The following is a 13,557-nucleotide window of genomic DNA, read 5'->3' as shown; positions in this document are numbered from 1 at the left end:
CTTCGGCCACCAGCTTTCGCTGTTGCGGTTCAACCGCGCCCTATGGAATCAAGTGGAATCCAGCTCCCGCCAACCCATTCGACTCACCAAGATTCGCGCGCTAGCCGAAAATGCCGACTGCGACATGTCGGCCGCGCTTGCGGTATTGGCGGCGTTGTCTGCCGGCCCGACAAGGCTTCTAAGCATGGAGCTGAGGGAGCAATCGCGCGGGCCGTCAGAGGTCAGCGAAACCGAATTGGTGCGGAAACTGGCGGATTGGCTGCGCGATAAGACGATCTCGGACGCCGAATGGCGGGACTGGGCGTCGAAAGTGGAGGTCAGTTGGGTCCCTGCCGGGCCGAACGAGGCTGCGGCATGATCAACGAGCAGGATAGCCTCTACAGTTTGATCGAGCTCATGAAGCAGAAAGCACCGGCATATTTCAAGCTTTTGGCTGCCAAATCCGAAAACGAGTTCGATGAAGCATTCGATACGATGCTCGAAGGAGCTGTCGCCCGTCTAGAAACGAATAGCAAGAACTTTGAGAGCTTGAATGAGGTGGGACTAACGGGTGTTCTGGCGGCTTCACTGTCGATACCTGGTCTGACTGTCACACAGGAAGCGCACTCCAACGGTCATGTTGATCTGACAATCGTGGCCGACCATTGCATGCCTGCGCGAAGGAAACTCGGAGAAGCAAAGATCTACAACGGGCCTGCCTATCACATCGCCGGTCTGAAACAGCTACTCAATCGATACATGACTGGGCGGGAGGGCCGGGGCTTGGTGATCGAATACGTTCGCAAGAAGAATATTGCCGGATTGGTAAAAGAAATTCGAGAGAAGATGGATAACGATCATCCATGTCATCAACAAGGCGAGACTACAGAACACAAGCTGAAATGGTCGTTTCTCTCCACACACACGCATTCTTGCGGGGAAGACCTCGAGGTCAGTCACATAGGGTGCAATCTGTTCGTCGAGCTTGCCCTTGCACCGACGGGAAATACGAATGGATAAAGTTGACCTCAAAGCGTCGTGGCGCAACCGCCCGATCGCGCCTTCAGACCTAACAGCGCACCTCCCTTCACGCCCGGTCGACACGAGGCTGCTGCGGACAGACGCATTCGATTCCTTCAAGGCCAATCGCCGAGGACGCCTGCTGGCCCTCATTGGGCAGGCTGCGGGCAAGGATTTCGACAGAGGCAATGTCGTGGAGGAAGGTGTCAACGCCGACCAGGACGAGGACGAGATTGAGGCCGAACTGACCGTGCCGGCAGCGGAATAGGGTTTAGGGTCAGAGAATGTTTAGGATAAGAACTAGCAGCCTAGACCGCCTTCGTCAGCGACGCGCAGCGCGCGCGAAATTCGGGGAATTCATTGAATGGATCCAAGCACACCCCTCGGAACGATGGGTGTTTCGCGGCCAATCGCAGCACTGGGCGCTTCGACCATCGATAGGCCGGGGCAAATCGTATAATCCAGAGCAGGAGCAGCTACTCTTTAGAGAGTTCAAGCGCGCCGCTCACCCGTTTGTGGACCGCTCCAAGCTGGGCAATAACTGGGATTGGCTCGCTGTGGCTCAGCATCATGGCCTGCCTACACGCCTCATAGACTGGACGACCAATCCGCTCGTGGCCTGCTTCTTTGCAAGCCAGCCGTCCTCTCGGGGAAAGAGAGATGGCGAGATCGTGGCGGTGGAGGCGAGACAGATTGGCTACTATTTTCCCGATGCCCCAACAGAGATTGATCCTTTTGAGATCACAGAACCACGCTTTCTGCGGACGCCCGCTGTCGCGGCCCGGATCATTAGTCAGAGGGGACTGTTTAGTATCCACCCTTCGCCCGGCAAGGCATGGTACCTCACCAATAAGACCGAGCGATTCCCTATACCTGCTGGAATGAAGACGGAGTTCGTGAAGGCCCTATTTGCAATGGGTGTAGACGCTTCTGATCTGATGGCAGATCTAGACGGACTTGCCACGACATTGAAGTGGCGGTTCGAAAATAGGATGTTGGTCGAATGAGCACGCCAGTTAGAATTCAATCGCGCGGGCGGGGTATTTGGTTCGACGATCTGCCCGAGAAGCTGTCCAAAGCTGCCGATAACTACAGCCTACCGGAAACAACAGATTGGAGCCCGCTGGAAGAGCTCTCAGGGGGAACAATCTTTGAAGGTATTGAGGTCTACGGGGACTCAGCTGTTATCGATGGCAAGAAGCTGGTGGCACCAGGGACTGTGTATGTGGAGCTGCAGTATGCCCCGGGTTCGGAAGATTCCACCAGTTTCCACGACAGCTTTCCTGCGCGCGTCTTCTTCAAGGTCGTTGAGCCGGTTCCCGGCAAAAAAGACATCGAAATTGAGCGGATTGAGGTCGATACCTCATCTTTCTTTGAGTAGTTGCTGATGGCCAAATCCCCACGTTCCGTTGACGCCCTCACCCATGATGCCGCGCGGCGCATCAACGTCCCCACGGCCGAGATGGCGTCGCTGTTCGAGCAGCAGCAGGAGATTCTGGGCAATGTCGAGCGCGAGATGACGATGCGGCGCCCTCGCCCGCTGGCGGATGGCGAGACCCGCGACCGCGACGGAGATCTCGACCCGCAGATCGTCTGGAACGGCGCACGCATCCGGATCACGAAGGAGCAGATGCGCCAGCTTGCCGAGACGGGCGAGCTCGAGCTTGGCGACGCGCAGCTCGTCTGGCGCGGCAAGGACCGGCAGGATTGGTCCGACCTCGTGGTCAACGCACCGCCGATCTACAGGCAGGAGGCAATCCACCCAAAGCACCTGATCGACGATCTGAGGCGCATGTCGGATCGTGCCCGCGAGAGCGGCGCCGAGCAGCCGAACCTATTCGCCGATTTCAACGGTATCACCGATCCGGAGGCGCGGGCCGAGTTCTACCAGCACGCCCAGCACTGGACGAACCGCTTCATCCTCGGCGACAGCCTGCAGGTGATGGCGAGCCTCGCCGAACGCGAGGCGATGCGGGGCAAGGTGCAGTGCATCTATTTCGACCCGCCCTACGGCATCAAGTTCAACTCGAACTGGCAGGTCTCCACCCTCTCCCGCGATGTGAAGGACGGGAAGAAGGAGGACGTTTCCCGCGAGCCGGAACAGGTGAAGGCGTTCCGCGACACCTGGAAAGACGGCATCCACTCCTACCTCACCTATCTCCGCGACCGCCTCACGGTCGCGCGCGAGCTGCTGACCGAGAGCGGCTCGATCTTCGTCCAGATCGGCGATGAGAATGTGCATCGCGTACGTGCGGTGATGGACGAGGTGTTTGAAGAGGAGAATCTTGTCGCACAAATTGCCTTTAAGAAAACGGCAGGGCAAACCGCTGAGCTACTCCCTGGGACAATGGACTACGTTCTCCAATACGCCAAAAACATCAAAGCTGTAAAATATCGAGCTCTCTTCCGGGAAAAGTACGTCGGTGGTGCGGGTGCAGATAAGTATCAATACTTCGATACAAATTCCGGAGTTAGGGAACGCCCTTCAGACGAAGCTCTGAAGTCGATCGATCACAACAGATTGTACGCAATTGACACGATGGTATCTCAACGTCCTCCCGGGAGCTTTGGGGTTCCCTTTGAAGGCAAGCTGTTTACTCCTCGTACCGGCTACTGGAAGACCCATGCTCTAGGCATGACACGACTAGACCGGGCTAGCCGCCTTCTGCTCGGTGGACGGGTATTGATGTACAAGCGTTACCTGGGTGATTTCCCGGCATTTTCAATGACAAATTATTGGGATGATACCAGCAGTGGCGCAAGCCAAAATGACCCGAAGGTCTATGTCGTTCAAACGAGTAGGAAAGTCATCGAACGCTGCATCCTGATGGCCACTGATCCCGGCGATCTGGTGCTCGATCCAACCTGCGGCTCCGGCACGACCGCTATGGTTGCCGAACAGTGGGGTCGTCGCTGGATAACTCTCGATACCTCTCGGGTCGCGCTGGCGCTTGCCCGCACGCGGCTGATGGCGGCGCGCTATCCCTATTACCTACTTGCCGACAGCCCTCAAGGCCGCACCAAAGAGCAGGAGGTTTCGGGAAAAATCCAACCGCAGACTCCGACCGCCGGCGACATCCGTCAAGGATTCGTCTACGAACGCGCACCGCACATCACGCTCAAATCCATCGCCAACAATTCCGAGATCGACGTGATCTGGGAGAAATGGCAAGCAGTGCTGGAGCCGCTGCGCCGTGAGTCGAACGAGAAGCTTCAGACTGCCTTCGAGGAATGGGAAATCCCGCGCGACCTCGACCAGTGGCTGGAGACCAAGGACGGCGCCGCGAAGGCTGGACTCGTCAGCGCCCGGGTGCGTGAGTTGCATAAGGGCTGGTGGGAAGCCCGCATCGCCCGGCAGAGAGAAATCGACGACTCCATCGCCAAAGCCGCCGACGTCGAGATGCTCTACGACCGTCCCTACGAAGACAAGGCCAGGGTGCGGGTCGCAGGCCCCTTCACGGTTGAGAGCCTGTCGCCGCACCGCGTCGTCACCTCGCGCGACGATACGCTTGCCAGCGAGATGTCTGCCGCAGAAGGCACCATGCAGCCCGGGCCGAAGAACGTGCCGGACCAGGATTTCGGCCAGATGGTGCTCGACCACCTGCGCTCCGCCAGCGTCCACCAGCAGGAGAAGCGGGACACGATCACCTTCAACTCGGTCGAGCCTTGGCCGGGCAATTGGCTGGCTGCCGAGGGCCGCTATACCGACGGCGATGGGCGCGAGAAGCGCGCGGGAATCCTGATCGGCCCGGAATTCGGCACGCTGACCCGCTCGAACATCACCGCGGCCGCACGCGAGGCCTCAGACGCCCGCTTCGATGCGCTGATTGCGTGCGCCTTCAACTTCGAGGCCCAGGCGAGCGACCTCAACCGGCTCGGCCCGCTGCCGATCCTGAAGGCGCGCATGAACCCCGACCTGCACATGGCCGAGGACCTGAAGAACACGGGCAAGGGCAACCTCTTCGTCGTCTTCGGCGAGCCGGACATCGACCTGATCGAGACGCCCCGAGGGCGCTTGCCAAGTGAAGGTCAACGGCGTCGACGTGTTCGACCCCTCGACCGGCGACATCCGCTCGACCGACACCAAGGGCATCGCCGCCTGGTTCATCGACACCGACTACAACGAAGAGAGCTTCTTCGTCCGCCACGCCTACTTCCTCGGCGCGAACGATCCATACAGGTCGCTCAAGACAGCGCTGAAGGCCGAGATCGACGAGGACGCCTGGTCGACCCTCTATTCGGATACCTCGCGGCCCTTCCCGAGGCCGGAGACAGGCAGGATTGCGGTGAAGGTCATCAATCACTTTGGGGACGAGGTATTAAAGGTTTTTGGGGTGTAATAGTGGCCGTTCAAAAGCTGCCCTTCTCGGGGAGGATCACGTGAGCTCAGGAAAATTCAGGAAACTCTCTGTCGAGCATTGGCGGCAGTTCAGCAGTGTTGATCTGGAATTCTCCGATTCCGTTACGATTCTCACGGGTCGCAACGGAACTGGAAAAACCACGGTGCTAAACATATTAGCTCAACATTCCAACTTCCACTCAAACTTCCTGGGATCCCCGTCACAGGGACGAGATAGTCTTGGACGGTTCACATCTGGAATTTGGACAGATGATGATACGGTCACAGGGGGCGAAGCCGATCTGGTCGGTCATATCGAGTATAGTTCCGGCGAAAAAAGCGAAATTCGTATACCTCGTGATGTGGGCGTGAATTTCTCGCCAACTATCGTACCGAAGGTTGCCGTATCGGTCTTAAACATTCCCTCTCATCGCAGGCTCCCGGGATACAAGAAGGTTGAATCTATCCCCACTAGCCCCATTACCAGAGCACAAGCCCTGAACTCGTATCAAAAAGAGTTCTGGAGTGGCGTAAACGGCGAAATCACTCGGACTACTCCTCTTACCAAGATGAAGGAAGCCATCATTTCCATGGCCGCTTTCGGACCCGGCAATGCACGGGTGGTCTCCAACAAAGAGTCGTTAGCTGCCTTTGACGATTTCGAGCGACGCCTTAGGCAAATAATACCTTCGAACATCGGTTTTCAACGAATTGTTGTTCAGATTCCGGACGTTATAATTGAGACTAACAGTGGCCGTTTCCTCATTGATGCCTCCTCCGGGGGCCTAATGAGTCTAATTGATACGACTTGGCAAATAACACTATTTGGTCAAAAGGAGCACGAATTTGTTGTTGTAATAGACGAACCAGAAAATCATCTTCATCCATCTATGCAGCGAGAATTTCTTCCTGCACTGGTAAATGCCTTCCCTGAGGCGCAATTTATCGTCGCTACACACAGCCCCTTCGTCGTATCATCAGTGAGGCATGCGAAAGTATATGCCTTTGACATCAAGGACAGCGAAGAGAGAGAGGGCGCAATAGCCGAGGATTTGTCGGCGTCAAGTAACACTGTTATCACGATTCCGGTTAATATATCAGATCGCACTAGCGCTTCTGAGATATTGCGGCAAGTTTTAGGGGTTCCGATAACGGTACCAATTTGGGCAGAGCATGAACTAGACGTTGTGCTTCAGAAATACAAGGGGAAGTCATTTGGCGCAGGTGACATCCGTGAACTACAGAAGGACCTTTCTGAGAGAGGCTTGGACGATTTCCTTCCAGATGTTGTAGCAAGGGCGGCGCAGCGCAATGCGAAAGATTGAGAAGCGCCCGAAGCCGCAAATTCTACGTGACAATGAGGAAGTCTGGACGACTGAACTCCTAGCCGAGGCGCCAGGGTCGTCAGAAGCCAAAACTATTCAAAAGCGGTATGGCCACGTTCAAATACGCAATACTCTGCGATCTGAGACGAAGCACAAGTGCGCATATTGCGAGAGTCATATCGAGAATTCGGGCTATTCACATATCGAACACATAAAACCAAAAGATGTGCATAGAGAACTCACTTTTTTGTGGGATAATCTTACGCTTGGCTGCACAAGATGTAACACGAATAAGGGAAACACCGATCCAACTACAGGAAATTTTGTTCACCCATATAAAGATGCTCCTGAGAACGAGTTCTCCTTTATCGGCTCTTTTATGTCTCCTCGGCCAGGTAATGTCGCAGCACTTAATATGATCAACTGGCTTGATCTGAATAGAGCGGGGTTGATTATTTCGCGAACTGAAGTGATGCATCGAGTACGAGACATCTACCTGCAAGCCGTCGCATTGCCTCTGGACGCTCGACGAGAATTCATCAACCTAGCGGTCGGGGCATTGACGAGTGAGGAGAGAACCTACTCCAGAGTCGCCGAGTGCACGGCCAAGGCATATGAGCAAGAGTTCGCTCAATTGCTTGAAAACTGAGGCACTAATCCGTGCTCACGATCCTCGCCGATAGTTTCACCGCCTCCCTCACCAAGCTCACCAATGACGAGCAGAAGCAGGCGCAGCTCACGGCATACACGCTGATGACGGAGCCCGATCGGCCTGGCTTGCAGTTCCACCGCATCGACAAGGCCAAGGATCCGAACTTCTGGTCGGTGCGGGTGACCCGAGACATCCGCATCATCGTGCACAAGACGGGTGGCAGCCTGATGCTGGCCTATGTCGACCATCACGACGATGCCTACAAATGGGCGGAGCGCCGCCGCATCGAAGCGCATCCGGTGACTGGCGCCATCCAGATCGTCGAGGTACGCGAACGGATCGAGGAGATCACCTCGCCTCTCGCCGCCGCCCAGACAGAAATGACTTTCGACGTTCCGCCTCCGGCCGCGGCTCCGCTGATTTTCGAGCGGCTAGGAGCGGACCAAATCCTGTCAGTTGGTGTGCCGGAAGATTGGATCGCCGATGTCGAGAAGGCCACGGAAGAATCCTTCTTCGCGCTTGCCGGACATCTGCCTCAGGAAGCGGCCGAGGCACTGCTGGAGTACGCCGCAACGGGTATTCTTCCGCCACCGGCGCCGCCGGTTGCGAATCCCCTCGCGCATCCTGACACGATGCGCCGGTTCCGCATCCTGGATGGGATCGAGGAGCTTCAGGCAGCTCTCGACGCGCCCTTTGAAAAGTGGGTGGTCTTTCTTCATCCGCTTCAACGGCAGGTCGTCGAGCGCGACTATTCTGGCCCGGTGCGTGTGGCTGGCTCGGCGGGGACGGGGAAGACGGTCGTGGCCCTGCATCGTATCATGCGGATGCTTCGGACCGAACCCGAGGCCCGCGTCCTGCTAACCACCTTCTCGGATCCGCTCGCCGAGTCTCTCCAGCGAAAGCTGGGAATCCTTGCGGGTGGCCAGCACAGCCTGACCGATCAGGTCACGGTCGCCTCGTTCCGGCGCATCGCCGAGGAGCTCTACGCTCTGACCACAGGCCGAACGGCCCATGTGGCCGACCGGGACACCGTCCGGAAGCTCGTCGAGATGGCCGCCCACGACGCCGGCGTCACTGGCTTCTCGCCCCGTTTCCTACTTTCGGAGTGGGAAAACGTAGTCGATGCTTGGCATATCGAGGGCGCGGACGCCTATGCGGACGTGCCGCGCATGGGCCGCAAAAACCGGCTCGGCCAAAAGCAGCGCGAGACACTGTGGCAGGTCTTTTCGCGTGTTCGCGAAGGATTGCGTCAGCGCGCGCTTTTTACGCCAGGAGCGCTGTTCCAGCACGTAACGGCCACCTACGCGGCGCGGGAAGAGAAGCCCTTTTCCCATATAGTGGTGGACGAGGCCCAGGATCTTGGTGTGGCGGAACTGCGGTTCCTCGCTGCGATCGCGCCAGCAAAGCCGGAAGCACTCTTTTTCGCAGGCGACGTTGGGCAGCGCATTTTCCAGCAGCCATTTTCCTGGCTCGGACTGGGCATCGATGTCCGCGGCCGCTCCTTCACGCTCAAGGTGAACTACCGCACTTCCCAGCAGATCCGGCAGATGGCCGATCGGCTTCTTCCTCGGACGATCCGCGATGTAGACGGGCTGGAAGATGATCGCCGCGGCACCGTGTCGGTGTTCGACGGCATCGAGCCGGAAGTGGTGATCGCCCATGACGAGGCCGCCGAGAGAGAAGCAGCGGCCACTTTCATCCGTAGCGCCCTGGATGATGGTATCGCGCCAAGAGAGATCGCCATTTTCGTTCGCTCTCCCGAGCAGCTTCCGAGAGCGCGCGCCATCGCCGAAGCAGCCGAGTTGCCGTTCCGAACAGCCACGACGCGTCGGCAGGATGAAGAATCTGCTCTCGTCGGCATCATGCACCTCGCGAAGGGGCTCGAGTTCCGTGCCGTTGCCGTCGTCGCCTGCGACGAAGGTGTGCTGCCGTTGGCTTCCCGGGTCGCAGACGTCGCGGACGAGTACGAATTGGACGAGGTCATCGCGACGGAGCGGCAACTTCTCTACGTGGCGGCGACCCGAGCGCGAGATCGGCTGTTTGTGTCCGGTATTGGACCGAGCTCGGAGTTCCTTGATGACTTGTTTAGGCGGCTCGACTAGCAATCGAAATTCCAGACGAGCGCTAGCCAGAATGGCTGGAGCTGATGAAGGCGACTGCCAGCGCTAGAAGCGGTCGAACGACACACATGTCTGGGCCTATGAGAAACTTCGCGGTTGGCGCGGTCATTACTATTCCACTGGACTTCGTTGCGCACGCAAGCATTGCTGTGGGTAACGACGCAGCGGCTTTCGCCTCTGCCTTGACCAAGGTCTCTCCAGCCCGCCAGGCGGGCTCAAGTCAGTACAGGCGCCGGATTGACCGGCAACTGCAACTGAAGGAGAACGACCATGGCGACACTCGGCACCGATCAGGGCACTGAGCCAGACCACGACAAGCTTCAAATACCGCCGGAGCCGCATGAGCACATCTGGGATGCGCCGCCTAATGCGGCCAAGCCCGCAAGGAAGTCGAAGTCGCCTAAGAAGAAAGCTAGTGATGCGGAAAGCGCGGCTATGCCGACACCGGCAAAGTCACCGAAGCCTGCGCCCCACAATGAGACCAAGCAGAGCAAGTCGGACCTGGTGCTGAAAAAACTGCGCTTGGCCAAGGGCGCCACGATCGAGATGTTGATGGAGGTCACCGGCTGGCAGGCGCACTCGGTGCGCGGCTTCTTGTCGGCGGTGGTCAAGAAGAAGCTTGGCCTTACCCTGGTCAGCGATGTCGGCAAGGATGGCGTTCGCCGCTACCGCATCGATGACAGCGCAAAGGATGCTTGAGCCTCATGCGCGCCAAGCTGGACATCGAGACAGAGGTCGCCGCCCTGGGCGACCTCTCCCGCGAGGAACTCGCAGCACAATGGGAGAAGATCTACAAATGTGCGCCGCCAAACGGTGTCAGGCGTGAGCTTCTGATCAGGGCAGCAGCCTGGCATCTTCAGGCAAGGCGTCTCGGTGGATTTTCCACCGAGACGCGTCGCTTGCTGAGGTCCGCCATAGACCGGGTCGAGAAGAGGTTCGCTGACCGCGACAGCCAAGCTACCGTCGTCGCCAACGACAAGGTGACGATAGCTCCAAAGGCAAACAAGTTTTGCCGGGTGCGCGCTTGGTGCGTGACTGGAACGGCAAGACCCACATCGTCGACGTGGTCGAGGATGGCTTCGTTTTCGAGGCCAGGGTCTACCCATCGTTGTCGTCGATCGCGCGCAAGATCACCGGCGCGCATTGGTCCGGTCCGAGGTTCTTTGGCCTATGAGCGGCAACTCTACACCTCGCCTGCGCTGCGCGGTCTACACTCGCAAGTCGAGCGAGGAAGGCCTCGACCAGGAATTCAACTCGCTCGACGCTCAGCGCGAGGCCTGCGTTGCCTTCATCGCCTCGCAGATTGGGCTTGGCTGGAAGCTCATCCCGGATCGCTATGACGATGGTGGCATCTCAGGTGGGACGATGGAGCGCCCTGCCCTGCAGCGGCTGCTTCAGGACATTCGCAACAAGAAAGTGGATGTCGTAGTCGTCTACAAGATCGACCGTCTTACCCGCTCGCTGATGGACTTCTCGAAGATTGTCGAGATCTTCGATGCCAGCGCGGTGTCGTTTGTTTCCGTCACCCAGCAATTCAATACCACCACATCGATGGGCAGGCTGACGCTGAACGTGCTTTTGTCCTTCGCGCAGTTCGAGCGCGAGGTCACAGCCGAGCGCATTCGCGACAAGATCGCGGCATCCAAGAAGAAGGGCATGTGGATGGGCGGTGTGGTGCCGCTCGGCTATCGTGTGGAGCACCGCAAGCTCGTCATAGACGACGCCGAGGCGAAGATCGTTCGGCATCTCTTCGACCGCTATCTCGTGCTGAAATCCGTGCGTGACCTTGCTGACGAGGCCGCGCGAGGTGGCCTCGTGACTCGAACCCGCGAGCGCCGGGATGGGACGGTTTCCGTCACGAAGCCATTCGGCCGCGGCAATCTCCATCACCTGCTTTCGAACCCGATCTACATCGGGAAGATCAAACACAAGGAGCAAGTCCACGATGGCGAGCACCAGCCGATCATCGCAGGTCCGGTGTTCGACGCGGCGCAGGCGCTCCTGGCATCCCAGGCACCGCCGCCGGAGCACATCAAACGTCACCCAGCAACATCTTCTCACCGGACTGCTTTTCGACGAACATGGCGAGAAGCTTCGATCGGTGCATGCCAACAAGCACGGCGTTCGCTATCGATACTACGTCTCAAAACAGTTCGTTGATCAGCGACGAGGCAACTCCGACGGATGGCGTCTTCCCGCCGATGCAGTTGAATCGGTGGTCGAGTATCAGCTGAATCGTATTCTCAACGATCGCAGCCAAATCGCTGATTTGATTCAGCGATGGGGAGGTTCCGGCGAAATCCAATACGCGGTGCGTCGCGCGGCGGAGGTACGGGATGCCCGGAGGTCCGAGACTGCTGACGCTAAGCGATCGTTGCTGCAAAAACTCCTCCGCAGTGTCGCGCTTGGTCAGAAGGCGCTGACCATCGACATTGATTGCCGGGCACTGGCCGAACATCTGCTCGACAGGATTTTGTCATCTGATGCAGGTGCTGAAACGATGTCCATCACATGTCCATTCGACATCAAGCGGCGCGGCGTCGAGATGCGGATCGTTCTGATCGATACCTCGTCCAACAGCACTGAGCCGGACGCTGCGTTGATCGACGTTGTACATCGCTCTCAGCTATACCTCCATTATCTCACGGACGGCTCTGGCCGAAGCCTGACCGAGATTGCCAACTTGAACGCGACCACAGTCTCGGAGGTAAGCAGGCTGCTACCCCTGGCGTTTCTCTCGCCGAAGATCGTGTCGAAGATCATCGCCGGCAATCAGCCGATCGAACTCACGGCCCACAGGCTCTCCCGGTTGTCCGGCTTTCCCCTCGCCTGGACCGATCAGGCTGCTCTGCTCGGTCTTTGATTCCGACCATCAGCCGAGCATCGCTTTTCCAAACAGTTGGCTACGGAAATGGGCCCACAGAGACAAAGGCCCAAAGTCGGGTCATTATGGGCCGCAAAGGCGGCGTCTCCGCCAAGCGTTGCCGCTCGAACGTCGCTAACCCACCGAAATGTCGACACTATTCTGAGACGGTCGAAAACCCGCCAAAACTGGCGGACTGAATGGTGGGCCCGGAGGGACTCGAACCCCCAACCAAGCGGTTATGAGCCGCCGGCTCTAACCATTGAGCTACAGGCCCCACGCGGGCTGGATTAATGTTTTTCGCATCGCGGCACAAGGCTTTACCTGCGGGGTTTCGCAGATCGCCCAAATCACCCCATAATCGCGCTCTACGCGACCCCTGCGACCTGATCGCAGACCAAGGAGATTTTCATGACCAGACATCTTTTGCCCCTCGCGCTCGCCGCTGCAATCGCTTTTCCGGCGATGGCTGGAGCCGCCGATCTGCCGACGCCGCCTCGCATCATCGTGTCCGGCGAGGGCGAAGCAACCGTCGCCCCCGATCTGGCGGTCCTGACGCTCAGCGTCATGCGTGAAGCCAAGACGGCGCGCGCCGCACTCGATGCCAACAATGACGCCATGGCCGCCGTGATCGCCGCGATGAAAGCAGCCGGCATCAAGGATCGCGACCTGCAGACCGCAGGCATCCAGATCAACCCTCGCTACAACTACACCAACAAGCCGGACGGCAGTCAGGACGCCGAACTCGTCGCCTATCAGGTGACCAACACGCTCTCGGTGCGGGTACGCGATGTCGACAAGACAGGCGAGATCCTCGACAAGGCGGTGTCGCTCGGCGTCAACCAGGGCGGCGGCATCGCCTTCACCAATGACAATCCGGCGGCCACCGTCAGCGAGGCGCGCAAGAAAGCTGTCGCCGACGCCATGGCCAAGGCCAGGACGCTGGCCGAGGCGGCCGGGGTCAGCCTCGGCCGGGTGCTCGAGATCACGGACCAGAACATCAGGCCGGCGCCAATGCCGATCAACGCCAAGGCCTTCGACGCCGCCGCCGGGGCGGCACCTGTGCAGGCCGGCGAGAACGCCTACAATGTCCAGGTCACCGTTACCTTCGAACTCAAGTAATCGGTCGAGGCGATGGCCGGTCCCCGCCGGCCATGGGTCCCCCGTTGGCACCCATGAAAGAACCCCGCGGGATTGAACTGACCCCGTAAAGTTGGACGGTTCATTGATCTGGTAGATTTAAGGGCTGGGTCCTGTAT

Annotated in this window: 13 protein-coding genes, 1 tRNA gene and 1 pseudogene; 14 read left to right on the top strand and 1 reads right to left on the bottom strand. The window is 58.4% G+C overall.

All coding sequences use genetic code 11. The features are described 5' to 3' along the window. Positions 1 to 354: 354 nt before the first annotated feature. From LB543_RS31180 to LB543_RS31125, 13 genes and pseudogenes are all read left to right on the top strand, one after another. Positions 355 to 999, top strand: coding sequence for a hypothetical protein (locus LB543_RS31180; RefSeq protein WP_224616994.1), 645 nt, complete (start codon positions 355 to 357; stop codon positions 997 to 999). Then, entirely contained in the window at positions 992 to 1,267 is a 276-nt protein-coding gene (locus LB543_RS31175; protein WP_224616992.1) for a hypothetical protein, read from the top strand. The genes LB543_RS31180 and LB543_RS31175 overlap by 8 nt, the downstream gene beginning before the upstream one ends. Before the next feature lie 127 nt (positions 1,268 to 1,394). Beyond that, the gene (locus tag LB543_RS31170) at positions 1,395 to 2,006 is read left to right on the top strand and encodes an FRG domain-containing protein (RefSeq protein ID WP_318013025.1); all 612 of its coding nucleotides are present in this window, start codon (positions 1,395 to 1,397) and stop codon (positions 2,004 to 2,006) included. Beyond that, complete coding sequence (locus LB543_RS31165; protein WP_224616988.1) at positions 2,003 to 2,380, top strand: hypothetical protein; 378 nt, start codon at positions 2,003 to 2,005, stop codon at positions 2,378 to 2,380. The genes LB543_RS31170 and LB543_RS31165 overlap by 4 nt, the downstream gene beginning before the upstream one ends. Before the next feature lie 6 nt (positions 2,381 to 2,386). Beyond that, complete coding sequence (locus tag LB543_RS31160) at positions 2,387 to 5,383, top strand: site-specific DNA-methyltransferase (RefSeq protein ID WP_224616986.1); 2,997 nt, start codon at positions 2,387 to 2,389, stop codon at positions 5,381 to 5,383. Next, on the top strand, positions 5,380 to 6,663 hold the full coding sequence (locus LB543_RS31155; protein WP_224616984.1) for an AAA family ATPase: 1,284 nt from the start codon (positions 5,380 to 5,382) through the stop codon (positions 6,661 to 6,663). Before LB543_RS31160 ends, LB543_RS31155 begins: the two co-directional genes overlap by 4 nt. Further along, positions 6,650 to 7,312 (top strand): retron system putative HNH endonuclease, encoded by a 663-nt coding sequence (locus tag LB543_RS31150; RefSeq protein WP_224616982.1) that lies wholly within the window; start codon positions 6,650 to 6,652, stop codon positions 7,310 to 7,312. The genes LB543_RS31155 and LB543_RS31150 overlap by 14 nt, the downstream gene beginning before the upstream one ends. Positions 7,313 to 7,323: 11 nt before the next feature. Beyond that, positions 7,324 to 9,417 (top strand): UvrD-helicase domain-containing protein, encoded by a 2,094-nt coding sequence (locus tag LB543_RS31145; RefSeq protein WP_224616980.1) that lies wholly within the window; start codon positions 7,324 to 7,326, stop codon positions 9,415 to 9,417. Positions 9,418 to 9,705: 288 nt separating this feature from the next. After that, positions 9,706 to 10,134, top strand: coding sequence for a DUF3489 domain-containing protein (locus LB543_RS31140; RefSeq protein ID WP_224616978.1), 429 nt, complete (start codon positions 9,706 to 9,708; stop codon positions 10,132 to 10,134). 5 nt (positions 10,135 to 10,139) lie between these two features. After that, positions 10,140 to 10,379, top strand: a pseudogene (locus tag LB543_RS34250) (DUF2924 domain-containing protein); the annotation flags it as partial. Positions 10,380 to 10,462: 83 nt separating this feature from the next. Continuing rightward, positions 10,463 to 10,609, top strand: a complete 147-nt coding sequence (locus LB543_RS33980; RefSeq protein ID WP_318013024.1) for a DUF2924 domain-containing protein — start codon at positions 10,463 to 10,465, stop codon at positions 10,607 to 10,609. Continuing rightward, positions 10,606 to 11,595: a recombinase family protein gene (locus tag LB543_RS31130; protein ID WP_224616976.1), complete on the top strand. Its 990-nt coding sequence runs from the start codon at positions 10,606 to 10,608 to the stop codon at positions 11,593 to 11,595. The genes LB543_RS33980 and LB543_RS31130 overlap by 4 nt, the downstream gene beginning before the upstream one ends. Further along, positions 11,537 to 12,298: a hypothetical protein gene (locus LB543_RS31125; protein WP_224616974.1), complete on the top strand. Its 762-nt coding sequence runs from the start codon at positions 11,537 to 11,539 to the stop codon at positions 12,296 to 12,298. The genes LB543_RS31130 and LB543_RS31125 overlap by 59 nt, the downstream gene beginning before the upstream one ends. A gap of 201 nt (positions 12,299 to 12,499) precedes the next feature. On the opposite strand, the gene LB543_RS31120 is transcribed toward LB543_RS31125, so the two are convergent. Beyond that, a tRNA-Ile gene (locus LB543_RS31120) sits at positions 12,500 to 12,575 on the bottom strand. A 134-nt stretch (positions 12,576 to 12,709) separates the two neighbouring features. Here LB543_RS31120 and LB543_RS31115 point away from each other — a divergent pair. Beyond that, positions 12,710 to 13,420, top strand: coding sequence for an SIMPL domain-containing protein (locus LB543_RS31115; protein WP_224596137.1), 711 nt, complete (start codon positions 12,710 to 12,712; stop codon positions 13,418 to 13,420). The last annotated feature ends 137 nt before the right edge of the window (positions 13,421 to 13,557 follow it).

This window comes from Mesorhizobium sp. ESP7-2, from assembly GCF_020164715.1.
Taxonomy (GTDB): domain Bacteria; phylum Pseudomonadota; class Alphaproteobacteria; order Rhizobiales; family Rhizobiaceae; genus Mesorhizobium.
Note: the sequence above shows the minus strand (reverse complement) of the source record. Positions and strands in the feature narration are given on the sequence as shown.